Raw genomic sequence first — 22917 nt, 5'->3', positions numbered from 1 at the left:
ATGCTGCTCTCGATCCAGGACCTGAAGGTCGCCTTCCGCATGGGCAAGGTCGACGGCGTCATGCAGCGCCAGCTGGCCGTCAAGGGCATCAGCTTCGACGTGCCCGAGAACAGCACGGTGGCGCTGGTCGGCGAGTCCGGCTCGGGCAAGAGCGTGACGGCCATGTCGGTGCTCAACCTGCTGCCCAGCAACGCCGAGCGCGAAGGCCGCATCCTGTTCCAGGGCCGCGACCTGCTGCAGACGGGCCTTCGCGAGCTGCAGGCCATCCGCGGCAAGGAGATCGCCTGCGTCTTCCAGGACCCGATGAGCTCGCTCAATCCGGTCTTCGACGTGGCCACGCAGATCTGCGAGCCGCTGATGAAGCACATGGGCATGAGCCGCCGCCAGGCCCTGGTGCGGGCCGAGGAGCTGCTCCACGAGGTCGGCATCCCCGAGCCCCGGCGGCGCCTGAAGGCCTACCCGCACGAGATGTCCGGCGGCCAGCAGCAGCGCGTCATGATCGCCGTGGCCCTGGCCTGCAGCCCGAAGCTGCTGATCGCCGACGAGCCGACGACGGCGCTGGACGTGACCATCCAGCGTCAGGTCATGGAGCTGATGGCCCGGCTCAAGCAGACTCACAAGATGAGCCTGCTGTTCATCTCGCACGACCTCGGCGTCGTCGGCGAGATCTCCGACCAGGTCGTCGTCATGCGCCACGGCCAGGTGCGCGAGAACGCCCCGGTTGCGCAGATCTTCGCCAACCCGCAGGACGCCTACACCAAGGCCCTGCTGGCCTGCCGCCCGTCGCTGACCGAAAACCCGGCGCGGCTGATGGTCATCGACGACCACATCGCCGGCCGCGCCGCCGCCGCCGCTGTCAAGCCCAAGGACGCCGACGCGCCCGTCGTGCTGGAAGCCACCGGCCTGCGCAAGAGCTTCTGGCTCAAGGAAGGCCTGTTCGGCAAGCGCGAGTTCCAGGCGGTCAAGGGCGTCAGCTTCAAGCTGCGCAAGGGCCACACGCTGGGCGTCGTTGGCGAGTCCGGCTCGGGCAAGACCACCATGGGCCTGACGCTGCTGCGCCTGCACGAACCGACCGGCGGCCAGGTGCTGTTCGAGGGCAAGGATCTCCTGAAGATGAGCGGCCACGACTGGCAGCAGATGCGCCGCCGCATCCAGGTCGTGTTCCAGAACCCCTATGCCTCGCTGAACCCGCGCTTCACCATCGGCCAGACGCTGCGCGAGCCGATGGACATCCACGGCATCGGCAAGGACACGGCCGAGCGCGAGGCGCGTGCCGTGGCGCTGCTGCAGCGCGTGGGGCTGGACGATTCGGCGATGGGCAAGTACCCGCACGAGTTCTCCGGCGGCCAGCGCCAGCGCATCGCCATCGCGCGCTGCCTGACGCTGCAGCCCGAGGTGCTGGTGCTGGACGAGGCCGTGTCGGCGCTGGACGTTTCGGTGCAGGCCCAGGTGCTGAATCTGCTGAAGGATCTGCAGGACGAGTTCGGCCTGAGCTACATCTTCATCAGCCACGACCTGGCCGTCGTCAAATTCATCTCGGACGAGGTGCTGGTCATGCAGAACGGTGACGTCGTCGAGCAGGCGGCCACGCAGGAACTCATCAAGGCGCCGCGTGAGGAATACACGCGCCGGCTGCTGGGGGCCGTGCCGCGCGGTTACAGCGGGGCTGCCGCCCCGGCTGCCTGACCGGGCTAGCGTGCAATTTCAACGGTCTCGGGCGTGGCATCCGCGACAGGGCCGATGAACCGCGCTGAAATCTCGCCGGCGGGCGGTACAAGCACCCCGCTCTCGACCTGATGCACCCATTTCTGGCTTCACGATCCACGCTGTGCGCGGCGCTGGCCGCGCTGGCGCTGCTCTGCGCCTGCTCGCCGGGCGGGGGTGCGGACGCGCCGGCGTCGTCGGCTTCGGCGGCCCTGGATGACAGCCTGGCGCACGACCTCGAACGCATCGAACGCGCAGCCCGCGCCAAGCCGGCCCAGCTCGAACTGGAATTGCGCGCGCGCAGCCAGGCCCTGGTGGCCGGCAGCGCCGCCGCGCTCGACGTGCTGGCCCTGCGTGGCTGGCTGGCCGCCCTGGCGCGCGACCGCGCGCTGAGCGAGCAGATCGGCCAGCAGCTGCGCGACTGGCCGGCCGGCGAGCTGCGCGCGGCCGCCGTCGTCGCGGCCGCCACGGCCGGCGCGGAATACCTGCGTGCACACGGCGACCTGCGCGAAGCGCGCAAGACGCTGCTGGCCGTGGAGGCCGCCCAGGTCAATGCCGCCGCGCCGGTGTTCCGCTGGCGCTATTACGACCAGCTCGCCTCCATCAGCAGCGACACCGGCGAGCTCGACGCCTCGCTGAACTACGGCCACACGGCCCAGCGTCTGGCCGAGCAACTGGGGCAGCCCTGGCGGGTGGCGCTGACGCTGGTGGACCTGGCCTTCACCTCCGACCGCGCCGACACGCCGGCGCGCGCGCGCCAGCTCATCGCCCAGGCGCTGGCCGAGGCGCAGAAAGACCCCGACCCGATGACGTTGAACCGCGTCTACACGATGCGGGGCATCGTCTATTCGGGCGACAGCGACTCCAGCATCACGCTGCAGGCCAACACCGACGCGCTCGAGCAGGCCACGCGGGCCGGCGCCGATTCCGTGCGCGCGCTGGGCCTGGCCAACTTCGCCGACTACCACCTGCGCCAGGGCCACTGGGCGCGTGCGCTGGAGCTGGCCGAGCAGGCCCTGCCGCTGGCGCGCGCCACGCGCAACATCGGCGCGGAGAGCGTGGCCCGCTCCAACATCGGCCTGGCCAAGATCGCGATGGGCCGGTTGGCCGAGGGCCGCGACGACGTGCGCGCCGGTATCACGCTGGACGAGCAGCAGGGCGCACTGTCCTACGCCTCGGCCGGCTGGGAGGAGCTGGCCGGCTACCTGGAGAAGGCCGGCGACCTGTCCGGCGCCGTGACGGCCTACCGCGAGCACCGCCGCGTCAGCGAACGCGTGCTGCGCGACGAAACCCGCAAGCTGCTGCTGGAAGCCCAGGAGCGCCAGGACGCCGAGCAGCGCGCGCGCGACATCGAGCTGCTCAATCGCGACAACGCGCTCAAGGCCGAGCAGGTCCACCAGCGCAACCTCGCGCTTGTGCTGTGGGCGGCACTGGGCGGCTGCGTGCTGGTGTCGCTGGGCCTGCTCTACCAGGCCTTCCGCCGCGTGCGCCGCACCAACGAGGCGCTGGCCCACAGCAATGCCTCGCTGAAGCGCCAGAGCGAGACCGATCCGTTGACGGGCTTGGCCAACCGGCGCCACTTCCAGGCCGCCATCAAGAGCCTGGCCAACGGCGAGGGCCTGGCCGCCAGCGTCTTCCTCATCGACATCGACCACTTCAAACGTATCAACGACAGCTTCGGCCACGCCGCCGGTGATGCCGTCCTCGTCGACATCGCCGGGCGACTGCGCCAGGCGGTGCGCGACGACGACCTCATCGTGCGCTGGGGCGGCGAGGAGTTCCTCATCGTCGCGCGCAGCCACGAGGGGCTGTTCGCGCCCCAGCTCGCGCAGCGCCTGCTCGACCTCATCGGCAGCCAGCCGGTGCAGCAGGACGGTCGCCCCATTCCTGTCACCGCCTCCATCGGCTTCGTCAGCCTGCCGGTGCCGCCGCATGGGCTGCGCCTGTCGTGGGAGCGCGCCATCGACCTCGTCGACACCGTCATGTACATCGCCAAGGCTCATGGCCGCAACAAGGCCTACGGCGTCGAGCGCATCGACGCTGAGGACTCGCTGGCCGCTGCCCAGCTGACGGCGCGCCTGGAGGCCGCCTGGAGCGAAGGACGGGTGGGCCTGCAGGTGCTCAGCGGCCCCGGCGTCGGCCGCCCGACCGAGGTCAGCACATGACGAGGCTGCCGCTCGCCCTGCTGCTGGCCCTGTGTCTGGCCGCGGCCCGGGCGGCGCCCGTGACGGCGCCGGACCCGGCGTCCGAGGACACCCTGCTGGCCAACATCACGCGCCGTTCCTTCGATGACCCCGAGGCCATGCTGGCCGAGCTGCGCCAACGCTGGCCCACCCACGCCGAACCCGGCCAGCCGCGCGAGGCGGCCTGGCTGATGGCACGCGGCCGCGTACTGCTGAACGCCGGCCAGGTCGAGGCCGCCGATGCCGTGGCCGGGCAGCTGATGGCGCGCGAAGACGGCGTGGACCGCAGCTGGCTGCTGCGCGGGCTGGCCCAGGAGCGGGCCGGCAAGTCGGCCGGCGCGCTGGCCACGCGTGCGCTGAACGGCCTGAACAAGCGCTGCCCGACTGGCGACGAGAAGCGCGCCGTGCGGGAGCTGGGATGCGACTTCCGCAGCGCCTGGGAGGCCCTGCGCCTGCTGCAGCGCGAGCAGTATGTGCAGGGGGCCTTCGTCGCCGCCGAGGGCAGCACCCGGCGAGCCCTCGCGCTGGCCCGCGCCGGCGAGGACAAGCATCTGGTCGCCATCAGCCTGGGCATGCTGGCCTTCACGCTGCAGGCCGAGGAGCGTCTGGACGCCGCGCGCACCGAGCTGCACGCCGCCGAGGCCGAGGCCGCAGGCGATCTCGTGGCCGGCGCCCGCGTGCGCAGCTACGAGGCCGCCATCGAGCGCCGTGCCCGCGACATGGTGGCCTCCCGCAGCGCCTTCGAGGCGGCCCTGCTGCTGGCCGAGCAGGCCGATGCGCCCCACCTTGCTGCGCAGTTGCGCTCCAACCTCGTCGACTCCTACATGCACCTCGGGCTGTTGAAGGAGGCCCTCGCTGCCGGCCAGCGCGCCATGCCCGTGCTGCAGCGCTTCGGCGACCGCTTCTACGAGCGCAGCCTGCACCACAACCTCGCCGTTGCCTACATCAAGCTGCGCCAGTTCGACCAGGCGCGCCAGGAGCTGGCCCGCGTCGGCGAGTTCGGCGCCGACCCGGCCGACCTCGTCTACCGTGCCCGCGAGCTGCGCGAGCTGGCCGATACCTGGGCCGAGGCCGGCCAGTACAAGGAGGCGCTGGGCGCCCTGCACGCCGAGCGCGAGCTCAACGCCCGCGCCAACGAGCGCAACCGCGCCGCCGCCCTGGAGGAGCTGGGCCGCAAGTACGACAGCGCGGCCAAGCAGCGCGACCTCGACCTGCTGGCCCGCGACGGCCAGCTCAAGGATCAGCAGCTGGCCAACCAGCAGCTGGCGCAGAAGGTGGGTTTCGCCGTCGGTGCGCTGCTGCTGCTGTCCATCGCGCTGGTGGGCGTCACGCTGGTGCGCATGCGCCGCGCCCAGGCGCGTCTGACGGCCAACCAGAGCCTGCTGCGCGCCCAGAGCGAGCGCGACCCGCTGACCGATCTGTCCAACCGCCGCCACTTCCTGGCCGTCATGGACCAGCGTACCCGCGACGAGCCCGGCGCGGGCTTCCGCGGCGCGCTGATGATGATCGACATCGATCACTTCAAGAACGTCAACGACTGGCATGGCCACGCGGCCGGCGACGCTGTCATCGTCGAGGTGGCGCGCCGCATCCGCTCGGCGGTGCGCGACACCGACCTTGTCGTGCGCTGGGGCGGCGAGGAGTTCCTCGTCTTCTCGCCCGCGCTGCCCGGCGACGACCTGGCGCTGATGGCCGAGCGCATCCTGCGAGGCATCGGCAGTCTGCCCGTCGAGACGCCCGAAGGCCCGCTGCGCATCACGGCCTCCATCGGCTTCGCCAGCTTCCCCCTCGGCGGGGCGGGCGGGCCGGGCCTGCATCTGCACTGGGAGCAGGCCGTCAACTGGGCCGACATGGTGCTCTACAAGGCCAAGGCCGAGGGCCGCAACCGCGGCGTCGGCATCACGGCCGTCGAGGCCCCCGACGCGGATATGCTCGCCGCCCTCCTGCAAGACTTCGACGCTGCCTGCATCAACGGGCAGGTGCAACTCAGACAATTGCCCGGTCCCGCATGACCGTCCACCTGCAACGCCGCGGCCTGCTGCTCTGGCTGGCGGCATCGTCGGCGTCCGCCCAGCCCGGCAATCCGCCCTGGCCGGGGCGGCCGCTGCGCATCGTCGTGCCCTATGCGCCCGGCGGCGCCGCCGACGTCGCCGCACGGCTGCTGGCGCCGGAGCTGCAGCGCAGCCTGGGCCAGCCCGTCCTCGTCGACAACCGGCCCGGCGCCGACGGCAACATCGGCAGCGCCGAGGTCGCCGGCGCCATCGACGGCCACACGCTGCTGATGGGCAGCGTCGGCACCCACGTCATCAACCCGCTGCTGTCGCGCCGCCTGCCCTACGACGCCGTGAAGGACTTCGCGCCCGTCTGCCTGGTGGCGACGGTGCCGCTGGTGCTGGTCATGAACCCGGCCGTGGCGCAGAGCCTGGGCGTGCGCCGGCTGACCGACCTGTTGCACGCGGCCACCGCCCAGCCCGGGCGCCTGAACATCGCTTCGGGCGGCAACGGCAACCCCTCGCACCTGGCCGGCGAGCTGTTCAAGCGCCTGACCCAGACCTACATGCTGCACTTCCCCTATCGCAGCACGGCTTCGGCCCAGCAGGACGTCATCGCCGGCAACATGGACCTGATGTTCGACTCCCTGCCATCGGCCCTGCCGCAGATCCGGGCCGGCCGCCTGCTGGCCCTGGGCGTCACGAGCGCGCGGCGCAGCCCCAGCCTGCCGGAGCTGCCCACCGTCGAGGAGGCCGGCGGCCCGGTGCTGAAGGGCTACGAGGCCAGTGCCTGGATCGGCCTGTTCGCGCCCGGCGGCCAGCCGGCCGAGCAGCTCGCACGTCTGCAGCGCGACAGCCTGGCCGCGCTGGCCAGCCCCGCGCTGCGCGAGCGGCTGACGAGCCGTGGCATGCTTGCGCAAGGCAGTGGTGGCGCCGGGTTCGCCGCCCTCATCGCTGCCGAGACCGAGAAATGGGCGCGCGTGGTGCAGTTGTCCGGCGTCAAGGTCGACCGCTGAGCCGCCCGCAACGACAGGAGACCGCCATGAGCCTGAATCGCCGCCAGGTCACCGCCTGGGCCGGCAGCCTCGCGCTGCCGGCCGCCGCTCAAAGCCCCTGGCCGACCAAGCCGCTGCGCCTGGTCGTGCCTTTCACGCCGGGCGGCACGACCGACCTGCTGGCGCGGGCCATGGCCCCCGAACTGCAGCAGCGCCTGGGCCAGGCCGTCGTCGTCGACAACCGGCCCGGTGCCGGTGGCAACATCGGCTCGGCCGAGGTGGCCAAGGCGACCGACGGCCACACGCTGCTGATGGGCACCGTCGGCACGCATGCCATCAACGCAGCCCTCTACCCGAAGCTGCCCTATGACCCGGTGAAGGACTTCGCGCCCATCACGCTGGTCGCGGCCGTGCCCAACGTGCTGGTGCTCAATCCCGCCAACGCGGCGCGCTACGGCATCCACAGCGTGGCCGACCTGATCCGCGTCGCGCGCGCCAACCCGGGCAGGCTCAACATGGCCTCCAGCGGCAACGGGACCTCCATCCACCTGGCCGGCGAGCTGTTCAAGAGCATGACGGGCAGCTTCATGCTGCACTTCCCCTACCGCGGTTCGGGCCCGGCGCTGCTGGACCTCATGGCCGGCAACATGGACCTGATGTTCGACAACCTGCCGTCGGCTCTGCCGCACATCAAGGCCGGCAAGCTGCTGGCGCTGGCCGTGACGAGCGTCCAGCGCAGCCCGGCGGTGCCCGAGCTGCCGACGGTGGCGGAGGCGGGCGGTGCGGTCCTGAAGGGCTTCGAGGCCAGCTCCTGGTTCGGCCTGCTGGCGCCCGCCGGCCAGCCGGCCGAGCAGGTGACGCGGCTGCAGCGCGAGGCCGCCGCGGCACTGAACACGCCGACGCTGCGCGAGCGCATGGCGGGACAGGGCGCGGTGGCCGGTGGCGGCTCGTCGGCCGAGTTCGCCGCACTGATCGGCGCCGAGACGGCCAAGTGGGCCCGGGTCGTGAAGGCGTCCGGCGCCAAGGTCGACTGATCCGGCCGGTTTCGCTCGCCCATGCTGCCCAAGCTCCCCGCCACCTGGCGCGCCGACCTGATGGCCGGCGCCGTCGTGGCCGTGCTGCTGATCCCGCAGAGCCTGGCCTACGCGATGCTGGCCGGCCTGCCGCCGCAGGTGGGGCTGTACGCCAGCCTGCTGCCGCTGCTGGCCTACGCCGCGTTCGGCTCCAGCCCGGTGCTGGGCCTGGGGCCCGTGGCGGTGCTGGCGCTGATGATTGCCCAGGCGCTGGGCGCGCTGCCCGCGGGTGTGACGGCGACCGAAGGCGCCCTCGTGCTGGCCGCCGAGGTGGGCCTGGTGATGGCGCTGGCGGCATTGCTGCGGCTGGATGCGCTCGCCTCGCTGCTGTCGGTGCCGGCGCTGCGTGGCTTCGAGAACGGGGCGACGCTGATGATCGCGGCTGGCCAGCTGCCGGTGCTGCTGGGCAGCGCCGCCGCCGGCTTCACGCTGCCGGACCTGCTGGCCTCGGCCGTGCACTGTGGCTGGCGGTGGACGAGCGCCCTGTGGGGCGGGGCGGCCATCGTGCTGCTGCTGGCCTCGCGCCGCGCCGGCTCGCGCCTGCTTGCGCGGCTGGCGCCGCTGCTGCTGCTGGTGGCGGCGATGGGGCTGTCGGCCCTGACGCCAGCCGCCCGCGGCGTGGCCCAGGTGGGGGCGTTGCCCTCGCTGGCCCTGCCGCTGGGCCTGCCGCGGTTCGACGTGGCGCTGTGGCTGCAGCTGCTGCCGCCGGCGGCCCTGGTCGCACTGATGGGTTTCGTGTCCAGCCTCGCGGTGTCGGAGTCGCTGGCCCAGAGGCGCGGCGAGAAGCTGCTGCCGGCGGCCGAGCTGCGTGGCCTGGCGGCGGCCAATCTGGTGGCGTCGGTCAGTGGCGGCATGCCGGTGGCAGGCAGCTTCTCGCGCAGCATCCTGCTGCACGAGGCCGGCTCGCGCAGCCGCTGGAGCCTGGCCTTCGTGGCCGTCTTCATGTTCCTGGCCATGCTGATGCTGGCGGAGCCGCTGGCCCACCTGCCCAAGCCGGTGCTGGCGGCGACCATCGTCGTTGCCGTGCTGGGCGGCTTCTCGCTGCAGCCCTACCGCGAGGCCTGGCGCTACGCGCCGGCGGAAGGCCTGCTGATGCTGGCCGTCACGGCGGCCGTGCTGCTGTGGAGCATTGCGGCAGCGCTGGCCATCGGCGTCGTCGGCTCCGTGGCGCTGCTGATCCAGCGCACGGCACGCCCCCACGTGGCCCGCATCGGCCGCGTGCCGGGCACGCAGCACTACCGCAATGTCGGGCGCTACGCGGTCGAGTGCCGGCCCGAGGTGGTCGGGCTGCGCGTGGACGAGAGCCTTGTGTTCACCAACGCTCGCGGCCTGGGCGACGCGGTGCTGGCGCGCGTGCGCGAGCACCGCGAGCAGGTGGGCAGGCCGCAGCGCGTGCTGATGCTGATGGCGCCGGTCAACCACATCGACGTGTCTGGCCTCACGGCGCTGCAGGAGCTGCACTCGGCGCTGGCGGCCGAGGGCCTGCGGCTGGAGTTCTCCGAGGTCAAGGGGCCGGTGCTGGACAAGCTCAAGGCCGTGGGTTGGCTGGAGCGCTACGACGTGTCGCTCTACCTCAGCCACCACGAGGGCATCCAGGCCGGCGAACATGCCCTGAGGCCCAGCCTGGCTGACCACGACGCTCCCGGGCAGCTGTAGCCACGTTCTGCTACCGTTCCGGCCCAATCAGTGGTCCCCGGACGCCATGAACGACAAAGAGACATTGCTCGGCATCCGCCGCGGCATCGAGAAGGAAAGCCTGCGCGCCCTGCCCGGGGGCGGCCTGGCGCTGACGCCGCATCCGCTGGCCCTGGGTGCGGCGCTGACGCATCCGCACATCACGACCGACTACAGCGAGTCGCAGCTGGAGCTCATCACTGGCGTGCATGCCGGCGTCGAGGACTGCCTGCAGGAGCTCACCGAGATCCACCAGGCCGTCTACCGCGCTCTGGCCGACGAGCGGCTGTGGGTGGGCTCCATGCCCTGCGGCCTGCCGGCCGACGAGACCATCCCGATCGGCCGCTACGGCAGCAGCAACGTCGGGCGTGCCAAGAGCATCTACCGCATGGGCCTGGGCCAGCGCTACGGCCGGCGCATGCAGACGATCTCGGGCATCCACTACAACTGGTCCATCCCCGGCGTGGGCACCGACGGCTACCTCGGTGCCATCCGCAACTTCCGCCGCGAGGGCTGGCTGCTGCTGTACCTCTTCGGCGCCAGCCCGGCGCTGTGTGACAGCTTCGTCGCCGGCCGCGAGCACGGCCTGCAGCGCCTCTCGGGCCACACCCTCTACCTGCCGCACGCCACCTCGCTGCGCATGGGGCGGCTGGGTTACCAGAGCGACGCCCAGGCCAGCATCGCCGTCAGCTACAACTGCCTGGAAAGCTACGCCGCCTCGCTGCAGGCCGCGCTGAGCCGGCCCTACGGGCCTTACGAGGCCATCGGCGTGCAGACGCCGGGCGGCGACTACAACCAGCTCTCCACCAGCCTGCTGCAGATCGAGAACGAGTTCTACAGCACCATCCGCGCCAAGCGCGTCATCCGCTCCGGCGAGCGGCCGCTGCACGCGCTGCGCGAGCGCGGCGTCGAGTACATCGAGGTGCGGCTGATGGACCTGGACCCCTTCGAGCCGGTCGGCATCGGCGCCGACACCATCCGCGTGCTGGATGCCTTCCTGCTGCATTGCCTGAACAGCGACAGCCCCGACGACACGCCGGCCGAGATCGCCGCCAATGCGCGCAACCAGCACAGCGTGGCCGCGCGCGGCCGCGAGCCGGGCCTGATGCTGGAGCATTGGCGCGGCGGCGAGCGAGCCCTGTCCGACTGGGCGGCCGAGATCCTGGCTGCCTGCGCGGTGCAGGCCGAGGCCCTGGACGCGGCCCATGGCGGCGGCGCCTACCGCGCGGCGTTGCGCCGCGTGGCAGAGCGCCTGCAGCGGCCGGAGCTCTGCCCCTCGGCCCGCGTGCTGACCGTGATGGCCCAGGACTTCGACGACAGCTACGTGGGCTTCATCCGCCGCCAGAGCGACGCGACGCGGGCGGCCCTGCTGGCCCTGCCTTTCCCGGATGCGCTGCAGCAGCGCTTCGAGAAACTGGCGGCCGAGTCGCTGGCCGAGCAGGCCCGCATCGAGGCGGCCGACACGCTGGACTTCGAGACCTTCCGCCGCTTCTACGTCGCCCCCGAGCGCATGGCCGTCTGAAAGACCGGCCTCGCGCCACGCCGGGGGCCCTGTGACCGGCAAAAAAAGACCCGGTCAGCAAGCTGCCGGGTCCTGAAGCCCTCGGGGTCGAGGGCGTCGTTGGGATGAATCGACTGTAGGCCGTCGGCCCGCGATGTGGTGGGCACTATTCACGGCGCCCTGCCGATAATCCGGTCATGCCCCACCCCGCGCACCGTCCGCCCGAAGCCCTGTCCGAAGTCGACCTGGAGCGCCTGCAGGCCCTGCTCGACGCCCTGCCCGCGCCGCTGGAGCCGCTGGACGTCAGCATGGCCGATGGCTATCTCTGCGGCGTGCTGCTGCAGCCCGAGCCCGTGCCGCTGGCTGCCTGGCTGCCGCCGCTGCTGGACAGCGAGGGGCACCCGACGCCGGCGCGCGTGGACGATGAGCTGCTCGCGCTGCTGCGCCGTCGCCACAAGGAGCTCAACGTCGCCATCGCAGGCCGGCAATGGTTCGACCCCTGGATCTTCGAACTGGACGACGACGCCGAGCCCAGCGAGACGGTGCTGCCCTGGGTGGCCGGCTTTGCCCACGCGCTGGACGCCCATCCCGGCCTGATGCGCCTGCCCGAGGAACCGCTGCTGGAGCCGCTGGCGGCCATCTACCTGCACCTGGACCCGGACGACCTGGAGGATGCCGACGCGCTGCTGGAGGAGATCGAGTCCCTGGAGCCGCCGGCGGACCTGGAGGAAGCGGTGGAGGGCCTGGTCAGCGCGGTGCTGATGCTGGCCGATGTCTCTAGGCCGCTGAAGCCCCAAACAGGCGCCGGGCGTGCAAGCCCAGGCCGGTCGCGACCGAGGCAAACCGGTCGCCGCTGACGCGCGCGGCCTGCGGGAAGCCCGCCGCCATGCCGTCCACGAGCAGGCGCAGCCCGGTGGAGCCGCCGGTGAAGTAGAGGGCGTCGATCTGTCCGGGCCTGAGGCCGGCCAGTGCCACCGTCTCGTGGGCCGTGGCGATGATGCGGTCGAGGTCAGTGCGCAGCGCGTCCACGGCGGTCTTCTCGCTGAGCGGCAGTACGAGGCCGGGCTCGACATGACCCAGGTCCACCGTCGTGTCGGCACCGCCCGAGACGGCGATCTTGGCGCCCTCGGCGCGCGCGGCCAGCTCGTGGCCCAGGCGCTCCTCCAGCACCGTCATCAGCCGGGCGTGCTGGCGCACGTCGTTGAACCAGCTCTTCATGCCGCGCCACTCGGCCACGCGCAGCGGCGCGTAGCAAGTGTTGATGAGGTGCCAGGTGGCGAGGTCGAAGTACAGGCCGCTGGGCACCTCGCGCCCGCTCGGGCCGGTGGCGCGGTAGCCGAAGGCCTGCAGGATGCCGGCAAGCTCGATGTGGCGGTCGAAATCGGTGCCGGCGATGTGGATGCCGTGGCTGGCGAGGATGTCGTCGCGGCGCGCCAGGCGCTGCATGCGCTCGGGGCCCACGCGCACGATGGAGAAGTCGCTGGTGCCGCCGCCGATGTCGGCCACCAGCACGATCTGTTCGCGCGTGGCCTGCTGTTCGAAGTCGAAAGCCGCCGCGATGGGTTCGTACTGGAACTGCACGTCCTTGAAGCCCGCGGCCCGCGCGCAGGCTTGCAGCTGGTCCTGGGCGGCGGCGTCGCGCTCGGGCTCGCCATCGACGAAGAAGACGGGGCGGCCCAGCACTGCCCGTTCCGGCTCGCCGGCCAGGCGGCGCAGCCGCTTCAGATAGCCGGCGACGATGTCCGAATACCTGGCGCCGCGGCCGCCGCCGACGTCGGTGGTCTGGTCGATGAGGGGAGAGCCGAGGATGCTCTTCATGGAGCGCATCAGCCGGCCGTCGTGGCCGTCGACGTAGGAGGCCACGGCGGCGCGGCCGAAGGCGCGCGGCGGGCCGTCGGCGTCGTGGGAGCCTTCGGTGAAATAGAAGACCGCCGTGGGCATCGTGCGCTGGCCGGGCTCCAGCTCGATGAGGTGCATCTCGCCAGCGGCATCCGGCACGGCGACGGCGGAGTTGGACGTGCCGAAGTCAATCGCGCAGAAGGGGGGAGGGGCAGTCATGCAAATTACCGGCCTTGGGGCCATACCTGAGAGGGGGCGCGGATTCTAGGAACACAATCCGCGCCGACAAGGAGACCCCATGAAATCGCGCCGTGCCCTCGCCCTGATCATGCTCGCCGCCCTGGCGGCCTGCGGACAACGTTCCGAGCAGGATCTGCTTGCGTCGGCGCAGAAGCGCATGGAGCAGAAGGACGTCGCCGGCGCCGTCATCGAGCTGAAGAACCTGCTGCAGCAGAACCCCGACAACGCCACGGGCCGCTACCTGCTGGGCAAGTCGCTGCTGGACGGTGGCGACCTGGCGGGCGCGGAGATCGAGCTGCGCCGGGCCTGGGAGCTGGGCGCGCCGCGCGACGAGCTGGCACCGCTGCTGGCCCAGGCCCTGCTGCAGTCGGGTCAGTCGCGCAAGGTGATTGGCGAGTTCAGCGACCAGAGCCTGGCCGATCCGGCGGCCATGTCGACGATGCAGCGGCACCTGGCGCTGGCCTTCCTGGCCCAGGGCAATCTGAGCGAGGCCAAGGCGGCATCGACGCGCGCCCTGCAGCTGAAGCCTGATTCCGAGGACGCCGTCATCGTCGGCGCCCGCGTCAAGCTCGCCGCGGGTTTTGCCGACGAGGCGCTGGCGGCACTGGACGAGCTGCTGCTGAAGAACGCCAAGGCGATTCAGGCGCTGCAGCTCAAGGCCGAGGTGCTGCTGTCGCGCGGCAAGCTGGAGGAGGCCGAACCGCTGCTCAAGGATGTGCTTGCGTTGGACCCGAACTCCTATGAGGCGCGCTCTCTGCTGGTCCGCATGGCCTTCGGTCAGCAGAAGCTCGATGTCGCCACCAAGCTCGTCGACGAGATGCCGCCGGCGCTGGCCAAGAAGCCGCAGGGCCGTTTCCTGCAGGCCCAGTTGGCGCTGGCCAAGGGCGACGCCGCCAAGGCGCGCGAGCTGGCGCTGCCGCTGGTCAAGCAGATGCCCAACTTCCTGCCGCTGCTGAGGCTGGCCTCCGGTGCCCACCAGCAGCTCGGCGAACTGGCCGATGCGGAGAACCTGCTCAATCAGGCCCTCAAGCTCGCCCCCGAGGACTTCGCGCTGCGCCGCCAATTCGCCGGCCTGCAGTTGCAACGGCGTGCGCCGGCCAAGACGCTGGAAACGCTGCGGCCGGTGCTGGATTCTGGCAAGGCCGACGCCGAATCCCTGCTGCTGGCCGGCAAGGCGCAGCTGATGCAGGGCAATTTCGAGGCGGCCGACCAGGCCTTCGGCGCGGCCGCCAAGCTGCGGCCCGACGATGCCAAGACCGGCGCCGCGCTGGCGCTGTCGGCCATCGTGCGCGACGGCACGGCGCCCGGCGGCGCCAACCGCGCCAAGGCCGATGCCGCGGTCGCCCAGTTGCGCGACATCGCAGCCAAGGACAGTGGCAGCAACTACGACCTGATGCTGGTCAATGCGCTGATGCGCCGCAATGAGTTGCCGGCCGCACTGGCTGCCATCGACAAGCTCGCGCCCAAGATGAAGGGCAGCCCGGTGCCCGATGGCCTGCGCGGCCGCATCCATCTGGCACGCAAGGACACCGCCGCCGCCCAGGCGGCCTTCGAGGCAGCGCTGAAGGCCGATGCAGGCTATCTGCCGGCCTTGCTGGGCCTGGTGGCGCTGGACACGCAGGAGGGCCGCAGTGATGCCGCCGTCAAGCGCCTGGAGGGCTTCGTGGCCAGCCAGCCCCGCTCGGCGCAGGCCCGCCTGGCGCTCGCCGACATGCTGGCCCGGACGGGCGCGCCGGCCGGACGCATCACCGAGGTGTTGTCGGCCGGCATCCGCGAGGAGCCGACCGAGGCCGGCCTGCGCATGGCCCTGATCGACCACCATACGCGTCAGGGCGACACGCCCAAGGCGGCCCAGGCGGCGCAGGAGGCTTCGGTGGCCCTGCCGCTCAACCCGGACCTGCTGGAGCGCCTGGGGCGCAGCCAGCTGGCGTCGGGCGACAAGTCCCAGGCGGCCAAGACCTATTCGCGCCTGACGGTGCTGGCGCCGACGCGCGCTTCGGGCTGGATGGGCCTGGGCCAGCTGCGCTTCATCGAGAAGGACTACGCCGGTGCCGAGCGCGAGGTCAAGCGTGCGCTGGAGGCCGAGCCGAGTTCGGTGCTGGCGCAACGCCTGCTGATCCAGCTCGCCATCCGCCAGGGCCGCGTCGACGAAGGGCTGGCCGCGCTGCGCGAGCGTCAGAAGAAGTACCCGCAGGAGGCCTATTCGCTGATCGCGGAGGCCGATGTTGAGGCTGGCCGCCAGCATCAAGACGTCGCCGTTGCCGCGCTGCGCAAGGCCACCGCGCTGCGCGATCCGGCGGATGCCGCGCCGCGCCTGTTCACGCTGCTGCTGGCGCAGAAGAAGCGCGACGAGGCGCTTGCCTTCGAGAAGCAGTGGCTGGCGACGCATCCTCAGGACGTGGCCTTCCCCGCGGCGGCGGCCGACGTGCTGCTGTCGCGCGGCGAGTTCGAGCCGGCGCTGGCGCGCTATGAAGCCCTGCTCTTGCGTAGCCCCGACGTGCTGCCGGTCCTCAACAACGTGGCCTGGCTGCGCAGCCGGCTCGGCAAGCCCGGCGCACGCGAGCTGGCCGAGCGCGGCCTCAAGATCAACGCGGAGTACGCACCGCTGCGCGACACCTATGCCACGGTGCTGGCCAACGAGAAGGAATTCGGCAAGGCCATCAGCCAGCAGCGCCAGCTAGTCGGCGAGCAGCCCGACCAGGCGGCCTACCGCATCAACCTGGCCGAGATCCTGATCCAGTCGGGCGACAAGGCGGCCGCCAGGATCGAGCTCGAGAGCCTGGCCAAGCAGGGCTCCAAGCTGCCGCAGCAGGCGCAGGTGCAGGCGTTGCTGAAGTCGCTCTGAGCGCAGGCTTCAGCGCTCGGCCACGTCGCCGTAGAAGCCGAAGGCCATGTCCGGCCGGCGGCCGGCGATGAGCTCGGCCATTGCGTGGCCCGAGCCTGCGCCGTGCGTCCAGCCCAGCGTTCCGTGGCCGGCGTTGAGCCACAGGTTGCGGGCCTTCCTGCTGCGGCCGATGTAGGGGATATTGGTCGGCGTGCTCGGGCGCAGGCCGGTCCAGTAGTTGGGCTCGGAGAGGTCGGCCACGCCGGGGAAGAGCTCTTCGTAGCGCCGCACCAGGGCCGCGCAGCGCACCTTGGCGGTCGCGGATTCGAGGGTGAGGTCGAAGCCCGACAGTTCGGCCGTGCCGGCGATGCGGATGTGGTCACCCAGGCGCGAGATGGCGATCTTGCGCGTGTCGTCCAGCAGGCTGACGACGCTGGCGGCCTCGGGCTTCTTCAGGCGCAGCGTCGCCGAATAGCCCTTGGCGGGATAGATGTTGAGGCACTCGCCCAGCGGCTTGACGAGTTCGGGCGTGTAGGAGCCCATCGCGGCGACGAAGGCGTCGGCCTTCAGCGTCTTGCGCTCGCCGCTGCGCACGTGGGCGATCTGGACCGACTCGATGACGTCGCCCGCGCGCTGCAGGCCGAGGATGTCGTGTTCGTAGAGGAATTGCGCGCCGCGCTCGGCGCAGCGTTGGGCGAGCTTCTGCGTGAAGACCTTGGCGTCGCCGCTTTCGTCGCTGGGCGTGTAGGTGCCGCCGAAGACCTTGGGACCGAAGCTGGCCAGCGCGGGCTCGACCTTGAGCACCTCCTCGCGGCTGAGCACACGCCGGTCCACACCGTGGCGGCGCATGATTTCGGCGCCGGCCGCGCCGCTGTCGAAATCGGCCTGGCTGGAGAAGAAATGCAGGATGCCGCGCTCCAGCCGGTCGTACTCGATGCCGGTGCGCGCGACCAGCTCCTTCAGCGAGGCGTGCGAGTAGCGGCCCAACTGCACCAGCTCCTCGACGTTGCGCTCGAAGGCGGTGTTCGTGCATTGCATCAGGAAGGCCAGGCCCCAGCGCCACTGGTTGGGGTCCAGGCGCGGGCGGAACAGCAGCGGCGAGTCGTCGCGCAGCAGCCATTTCGCGACCTTGAACGGGGCGCTGGCATTGGCCCAGGGCTCGCAGAAGCTGACCGAGATCTGCGCACCATTGGCGAAGCTGGTTTCCAGCGCGGCGTCGGGCTGGCGGTCCACGACGATGACCTCGTGCCCCTCGTCGAGCAGATACCAGGCGGTGGCGATGCCGATGATGCCGGCGCCGAGAACGACGATCTTCATGGCTGTCCTTCGAGTTCTTAGAGGGGTTGCAGGAGGAGTTGTAGACCCAGGCCGGTCATCAGCAAAGCGACGAACGCATCGATGACCCGCCAGGTGTGGGCGCTGCGCAACCGCGGCGCGGCGGCCGCCGCGCCGAAGCCCAGCAGGCCGAACCACATGGCCGACGCCAGGCCTGCACCGGCGGCAAAGGCCGCGCGCAGTTCAGGCGGCTGGCGCGCGCCCAGGCCGCCGAGCAGTACGACGGTATCCAGGTAGACGTGGGGGTTCAGATAGGTGAAGGCGAAGGCGGCCGACAGCGTCGCGCCCAGGCTGCTGGCCTTGTCGGTGGCATCCAGCCCGGAGGTCGGCCGCCAGGCACGTCGCGCTGCGAGCAGGGCATAGCCCAGCAGAAACGCCGCACCACCGAAGCGGAAGCACTCCAGCAGCAAGGGCCGGCCCTGGATCAGCGCACCCAGCCCGAAGACGCCCAGCGCGATCAGCAGCCAATCCGACAGCGTGCAGACCGCGACGACGGCGCCGACATGCTCGCGCCGCAGGCCCTGGCGCAAAACCAGCGCGTTCTGCGCGCCGATGGCCAGGATGAGGCCGGCACCCATGACCCAGCCCTGCGCAAACACGGCAGGCGCAGTTGCTGGGGCTAGGGCGAAGGCGGGCATCGGCGGATTCTCCGCAGCCACCCTGGATTTAAGAAATGGCATTAATATTATTGGCAGTGCATTAAATTTACTTATGAATGAATTCGACCCCGCCGCGTTGGACTGCCTAGCCGCACTGGCTGACGAGTTGGGGTTCGAGCGCGCCGCGCAGCGCCTGGCGATCACGCAGAGCGCCGTGTCGCAGCGGCTGCGCTCGCTGGAGGCGCAGGTGGGTCAACCCCTCGTCGTGCGTTCGCGGCCTCTGCGGCTGACCGAGGCGGGCAAGGTGCTGCTGCGCTTTGCCCGCCAACTGCAGGCCCTGCGCGTGGACGTCGCCCGCGAACTGGGCGAGCGCGTGGCGCCGCAGTCGCGCCTGGCCATCGCCGTCAATGCCGACAGCCTGGCCACCTGGGTGCTGCCGGCGCTGGACGGCCTGGTGCAGCAGGGGCTGCGCGAGGGCTACGGGCTGGAACTGGTCGTGGATGACCAGGACTTCACCCACGACAGCCTGCGCCAGGGGGCGGTGCTGGGGTGCGTGTCGACCGTGGCAGAGGCTCTGCAGGGCTGCCGCGTGCAGCCCCTGGGGGTCATGCGCTATGTTGCGGTGGCCAGTCCGGGGTTTCTGGCGGCGCAATTGCCCGAGGGCCTGCATGCAGGGAACTTCGCCGATGTGCCGTTTCTCGTCTTCAACCGCAAGGACGACAGCCAGTCACAGTGGGTGTCACAGGCCTTCGGCGTGCGCTTGCCGCGCTTGCGCGAGCGCTTCGTGCCCTCCAGCGAGGCCTATGTGCGCGCAGCCACGATGGGCTGGGGCGTGGGCGTCGCGCCCGAGATCCAGGTTCGGCCCCTCGTCAAGGCCGGACAGCTGGTCGTGCTGAGGCCCGAGGTCGGCGTCGACGTCACCCTGTACTGGCATCAATGGCAGCTTCAGGGGCGGGATGCATTGCTGGACCGTATCGGTCAGGCCCTCGCGGAGGGGGCCCGCCACGCACTGACCTGATCAGCGCGCGGCGGTGGCTGGCGCGGACGCTGCGGTGGCGGGCGCGACCTGGGCAAGCATCAGGCTGGGGCTGCCCTGTTCGGGATGTATGGCGTGGGCCATCCACAACGTGCTCGCCAGCACGACGGCGATCAGGCCGCTGGCGATCCATTTCAACAGTTCTGAACTCATGCAGGAGCCGGGGGGGGCTTGGAGGTGGCGCAGCTTAAGCGGCGAACCCTCTGACCCTATCCTCAGCTCTAGGGAGCGGGGGAAAAGAATTGCAAAACAGCAACGCCCCCTCGAATTGAGGGGCGCAGGCCGGAAGGCCTTGCCACCGCTGGGAAAAGCAGGCCTTGCGCCCGTGCGGTAATGCCAGTGGAGGCAATATTTACTCACAGATAAGAGATCCGTTTGTCACATGAATCCCTCACACTGAGTCCGCGATGCCAATGTGGTTGTTGGCATCGTCAAGCCAGAGGGGTCTGCCATGCGATTCGTTCCAGCGCTGCGTTTTTTCCGCCGTGACGTCGCTGCGCGCAGCGAGCCGGATCCGGCCGACCTCGGGACCGCCTTCGGGCTTGACGCCTGCCTAGATGGCGGCGACATCAGCGAGTACCGCAGCCAGCCGCCGAGCGAGTTACTGGAGTCTCAGTCGGGTCGCATGATGCAGGAGTCGCCGCTGAGCTGGCTGTCGCGCCGGCCGGCTTGAAGATCCGGGAAGCCAGGTCAGGCTCCCTGTCGCGCGGCACATCGCCAAGGCCTGGGTCGCAGGTACGTGGCGTACCTGCCTATCGCACGTCCTTTGAACCGGAGCGCCTTTTCACCCTGATTCGGGGGGGGCGTCTGGCGGGACTCCAACTGATAATTTGAGCGCGAGCGCTTGGCTTGCACACCAAAGGCACGCAGGGGAATTGCATGAACAAGAATCGGCTCGAAGGTGATCTGGGTTCGCCGCCCAGCCAGCCGCAAGTTACCGGCGCCGCATTGGCGACGTCCGTGAACGTCGGGCGTCGGCGCTTGTTCCGTGGTGTCGGCGGCGGAGCCGGTGTGCTGCTGGCCGTCAGTGCCAAGTCGGCGCTGGGCGGCGGAGTCTGTCAGAGCCCTTCCGCCATGATGAGCGGCAACACCAGCCCGCGGCCAGGGACTGGCACCACCTGCTCCGGCGGCCTCTCGCCTGGCTACTGGGTCCAGCCTCAGCACTCGCCGAACTGGGCGATTGCCGGCGGCGTTTTCCCGCAGTTCAACGGCCAGGTCGTCCTCTGCACGACGAGCCTGAACAAGGTTGTGTTTACCGACATCACCAGCCAGGGAACGACCATCCAGAGCATCTTTACGGGCTGGGTCTCGAAGAGTTCCTACCAGGGCCCCGCGAGTATCTGGTGGGCCATCAATGCGCCCAATGACGCCATGTTCGGCGGGCCGGGCGGCGTGGGCCAGTTGTTGCGGCACCTGAGCTGCGCTTGGCTGAACGCCGGCTATTTCCAGAATTCCACCGCCAAATACCCGCTCACAAAGGCTCAGGTCGTCGACATGTGGGTGCAGCTGAACACCAAGGGCACGTACTGCCCGGGCTCCCTTACCTGCAGCAAGCCGTGGACGGCTACCGACGTGATCACGTACATCAGCAACATGTATGACGTGAATGCGCCTGTCGACAACCTGTGCAAGCAATAGCGGATCAGAGCGCTTCTGAGCCGGCTTTTTGGGCCATTCGCTCGGGGCGTCTGCTTCGTTTCGGGCCGGACTGGCCGGAGTCGAGTGACCGGTTGGCCTTTGATGCCTGCTCGGGCGACTACTGGGTGCTCGATGCCCTCGGCCATCGTGTGGTGCGGTGCCTGCTCGACGCAGGCGCTCAATCGACCGTGCAACTGCAGGTCGAGCGCGGTCAGGTGCCGGGACTCAGCAGCGACGTGGACGATCTTGAGCCAGCGCTCGCGCGGCTGTTCGAGGCGGGGCTGATACAACCGGTGCATGCATCCGCCCCTTGAGTGACGGTGTTCGACGCCACCCTGCACATTCCGCCTTTCAACGTCCGGCTCCGTTCGCCGTTGGCGGCCGTGCGCCGGCACGTGGAAACCTTCTACCCACAGGCCATCCTGCCGCCCGACCGGTCCACCTTCGTCGACTTTGACGTCGAGATTGTTCCGGGGCGAGGGTTGCGCAGGTTCTGGCGGCCCCAGGTGCGCTTCCTGCTGGACGGTACTGAACCGTTCTTCCCGCTGCCTGCTGCACAGGCTGCACCCATGTTCGAGTGGGGCATGAACTGGTGCGTCGCGCAGCGGCCGCTGGGCTGGCTCGTCATGCACGGGGCCGTGCTGGCGCGGGATGGCGCCGCGCTCGTCATGCCCGGCTTTCCGGGCGCCGGCAAAAGCACTCTGTGCGCGTCGCTGGCATTCATCGAAGGTTGGCGGCTGCTCTCGGACGAACTCACCGTGCTGGATCCCGGCGACGGTCTGCTGGTGCCTCACCCCCGGCCGATCAGCCTGAAGAACGCCTCAATCGACATCGTCGCCGCCTTCCCGGGAGCGCACCTCGGCCCGATCTACCGCGACACGCGCAAGGGAACGATCACCCACGCAGCCTGTCCACCGACCTCGATGGCGAACGCTGGGGAGCGCGCGCGGGCCGCGTGGATCGTCTTCCCGCGGTTCGAGGCAGGCGCCTCGCTGCACGTGGAACCGCTCAGCCGCGTCGAGGCTTTCACGCTGATCTCCGAGCAGTCGTTCAATGGTGAGCGCATGGGCGCACCCGGCTTCGAGGCCTTGTGCGCAATGTTCGACCACGTCACCTGCCACGAGCTGGTCTATGGGTCGACGGCCGAAGGTCTTGAGGGCATCCGACGGATCTGCGCCTCATGAGCCCGCGCATCGCGTTGCTGCAGACGCTGCGTGAGCCGCAGCGCGCGCGGATGCTCTCCCCCGCCGGCTGGTCGGATCTGGTGGCCGCTGCGCGCGACGCCAATCTGCTCGGCGCGCTGGCCAAGCGGCTGGATGCCGCCGGCGTGCAAGCCTGCGCGCAGGCCCAGCTGCATCTGGAGGGTGTGCGCAGGATGGGCGAGCGGCAGCATCTGTCGATCCGCTGGGAGGCGCATCAGCTGCAGTCGGCGCTGGGCGCGCTCGACATGCCCGTCGTGCTGCTCAAGGGCAGCGCCTACGTCATGGCCTACCCCGAGATCGGGCGCGGACGCCTCTTTGGCGACGTCGACATCCTGGTGCCGAGGGAGGCGCTGGGCGACGTCGAGAGCCGCCTGATGCTGCATGGCTGGGTCAGCGCCAAGAACGATCCCTACGACCAGCGCTACTACCGCGAGTGGATGCACGAGCTGCCGCCGATGAGCCATGTTCATCGCGGAACGGTGCTCGACGTCCATCACAACATCCTGCCGCTTACGGCCCGCAACGCGCCCAGCCCCGCAGCCATCATCGGACGGTCGCAGCCGCTGCCGGACCTGCCAGCGCTTCGCATCCCCTGCCCCGAGGACCTGCTGGTGCACTGCCTCACGCACCTGCTGCACGAGGGCGAGCTGCACAACGGACTGCGCGACCTGCACGATGCCGACCAGATGCTGCGCCGCTTCGCGGAGGAGGCGGGTTTCTGGGGCCGGCTGCAGGCCGTCGCCGCCGGCAACGACCTGGCCGGGCCGGTGGCCCTGGGACTGCGACTCGTTGCACACTTTTTTGGCACGCCCTTGCCGGCCTCTTTGGTGAGCGACCTCGAAGCCTCGCTGGCGTCGCCCAATTCCTGGAGCCGCTGGCTGCCCACCTACGAGGCCGCCCTGCTGGAGCCCTTCGGAGGTGGCGTGAGCCTGCGCGCGGCATGGGCCCGGCAGCGGATCTATGTGCGGTCCCACTCGCTGCGCATGCCCACGGGCCTGTTGATCCGTCATCTCGTGCGCAAGGCCTGGATGCGCAAGCGCGCGGAGGTGGCCGAGACCGGTGAGGCCTGACGCAGCGGCGTGA

19 protein-coding genes are annotated in these 22917 nt (G+C 70.4%); 15 read left to right on the top strand and 4 right to left on the bottom strand.

Annotated features, from left to right (window positions below):
- From AC07VX_RS12215 to AC07VX_RS12180, 8 genes are all read left to right on the top strand, one after another.
- Nucleotides 1-1686, top strand: coding sequence for an ABC transporter ATP-binding protein (locus tag AC07VX_RS12215; protein WP_493165000.1), 1686 nt, complete (start codon nt 1-3; stop codon nt 1684-1686).
- A gap of 110 nt (nt 1687-1796) precedes the next feature.
- Complete coding sequence (locus AC07VX_RS12210) at nt 1797-3869, top strand: GGDEF domain-containing protein (protein WP_493164999.1); 2073 nt, start codon at nt 1797-1799, stop codon at nt 3867-3869.
- Nucleotides 3866-5899: a sensor domain-containing diguanylate cyclase gene (locus tag AC07VX_RS12205; protein ID WP_493164998.1), complete on the top strand. Its 2034-nt coding sequence runs from the start codon at nt 3866-3868 to the stop codon at nt 5897-5899. The genes AC07VX_RS12210 and AC07VX_RS12205 overlap by 4 nt, the downstream gene beginning before the upstream one ends.
- The gene (locus AC07VX_RS12200; protein ID WP_493164997.1) at nt 5896-6894 is read left to right on the top strand and encodes a Bug family tripartite tricarboxylate transporter substrate binding protein; all 999 of its coding nucleotides are present in this window, start codon (nt 5896-5898) and stop codon (nt 6892-6894) included. Before AC07VX_RS12205 ends, AC07VX_RS12200 begins: the two co-directional genes overlap by 4 nt.
- A gap of 26 nt (nt 6895-6920) precedes the next feature.
- The gene (locus tag AC07VX_RS12195) at nt 6921-7907 is read left to right on the top strand and encodes a Bug family tripartite tricarboxylate transporter substrate binding protein (RefSeq protein ID WP_493164996.1); all 987 of its coding nucleotides are present in this window, start codon (nt 6921-6923) and stop codon (nt 7905-7907) included.
- Nucleotides 7908-7928: 21 nt separating this feature from the next.
- Nucleotides 7929-9602 (top strand): SulP family inorganic anion transporter, encoded by a 1674-nt coding sequence (locus AC07VX_RS12190; RefSeq protein ID WP_493164995.1) that lies wholly within the window; start codon nt 7929-7931, stop codon nt 9600-9602.
- 46 nt (nt 9603-9648) lie between these two features.
- On the top strand, nt 9649-11142 hold the full coding sequence (gshA, locus tag AC07VX_RS12185) for a glutamate--cysteine ligase (protein ID WP_493164994.1): 1494 nt from the start codon (nt 9649-9651) through the stop codon (nt 11140-11142).
- Nucleotides 11143-11318: 176 nt separating this feature from the next.
- Nucleotides 11319-11978 carry a YecA/YgfB family protein gene (locus AC07VX_RS12180; protein WP_493164993.1) on the top strand — a complete coding sequence of 220 codons (660 nt, stop codon included), beginning with the start codon at nt 11319-11321 and terminating at the stop codon, nt 11976-11978.
- Here the strand turns inward: AC07VX_RS12180 and AC07VX_RS12175 are convergent.
- Complete coding sequence (locus AC07VX_RS12175; RefSeq protein ID WP_493164992.1) at nt 11899-13179, bottom strand: Hsp70 family protein; 1281 nt, start codon at nt 13177-13179, stop codon at nt 11899-11901. The genes AC07VX_RS12180 and AC07VX_RS12175 overlap by 80 nt on opposite strands.
- 79 nt (nt 13180-13258) lie before the next feature.
- On the opposite strand from AC07VX_RS12175, the gene prsT reads away from it, so the two are divergent.
- Complete coding sequence (prsT, locus tag AC07VX_RS12170; protein WP_493164991.1) at nt 13259-16045, top strand: XrtA/PEP-CTERM system TPR-repeat protein PrsT; 2787 nt, start codon at nt 13259-13261, stop codon at nt 16043-16045.
- Between the two features lie 9 nt (nt 16046-16054).
- Here the strand turns inward: prsT and AC07VX_RS12165 are convergent, their stop codons facing one another.
- A complete protein-coding gene (locus tag AC07VX_RS12165; RefSeq protein WP_493164990.1) occupies nt 16055-17341 on the bottom strand; it encodes a D-amino acid dehydrogenase in 1287 nt (428 codons plus the stop codon).
- Between the two features lie 17 nt (nt 17342-17358).
- Nucleotides 17359-17997: a LysE/ArgO family amino acid transporter gene (locus AC07VX_RS12160; RefSeq protein WP_493164989.1), complete on the bottom strand. Its 639-nt coding sequence runs from the start codon at nt 17995-17997 to the stop codon at nt 17359-17361.
- Nucleotides 17998-18070: 73 nt separating this feature from the next.
- Between AC07VX_RS12160 and AC07VX_RS12155 the strand changes: the two genes are divergently transcribed.
- Nucleotides 18071-18976 (top strand): LysR family transcriptional regulator ArgP, encoded by a 906-nt coding sequence (locus tag AC07VX_RS12155; RefSeq protein ID WP_493164988.1) that lies wholly within the window; start codon nt 18071-18073, stop codon nt 18974-18976.
- Here the strand turns inward: AC07VX_RS12155 and AC07VX_RS12150 are convergent, their stop codons facing one another.
- Entirely contained in the window at nt 18977-19147 is a 171-nt protein-coding gene (locus AC07VX_RS12150) for a hypothetical protein (RefSeq protein ID WP_493164987.1), read from the bottom strand.
- Nucleotides 19148-19445: 298 nt separating this feature from the next.
- Between AC07VX_RS12150 and AC07VX_RS12145 the strand changes: the two genes are divergently transcribed.
- From AC07VX_RS12145 to AC07VX_RS12125, 5 genes are all read left to right on the top strand, one after another.
- Nucleotides 19446-19667 carry a hypothetical protein gene (locus AC07VX_RS12145; protein ID WP_493164986.1) on the top strand — a complete coding sequence of 74 codons (222 nt, stop codon included), beginning with the start codon at nt 19446-19448 and terminating at the stop codon, nt 19665-19667.
- Between the two features lie 206 nt (nt 19668-19873).
- Nucleotides 19874-20632: a hypothetical protein gene (locus tag AC07VX_RS12140; protein ID WP_493164985.1), complete on the top strand. Its 759-nt coding sequence runs from the start codon at nt 19874-19876 to the stop codon at nt 20630-20632.
- 92 nt (nt 20633-20724) lie between these two features.
- A complete protein-coding gene (locus tag AC07VX_RS12135; protein WP_493164984.1) occupies nt 20725-20946 on the top strand; it encodes a hypothetical protein in 222 nt (73 codons plus the stop codon).
- Between the two features lie 6 nt (nt 20947-20952).
- Nucleotides 20953-21816, top strand: a complete 864-nt coding sequence (locus tag AC07VX_RS12130) for an HprK-related kinase A (RefSeq protein WP_493164983.1) — start codon at nt 20953-20955, stop codon at nt 21814-21816.
- Nucleotides 21813-22904, top strand: coding sequence for a nucleotidyltransferase domain-containing protein (locus AC07VX_RS12125; protein ID WP_493164982.1), 1092 nt, complete (start codon nt 21813-21815; stop codon nt 22902-22904). The genes AC07VX_RS12130 and AC07VX_RS12125 overlap by 4 nt, the downstream gene beginning before the upstream one ends.
- The last annotated feature ends 13 nt before the right edge of the window (nt 22905-22917 follow it).

Source organism: Roseateles sp. GW821-FHT03B02 (assembly GCF_059421025.1).
This window is presented reverse-complemented; position numbering and strand designations above follow the sequence as displayed.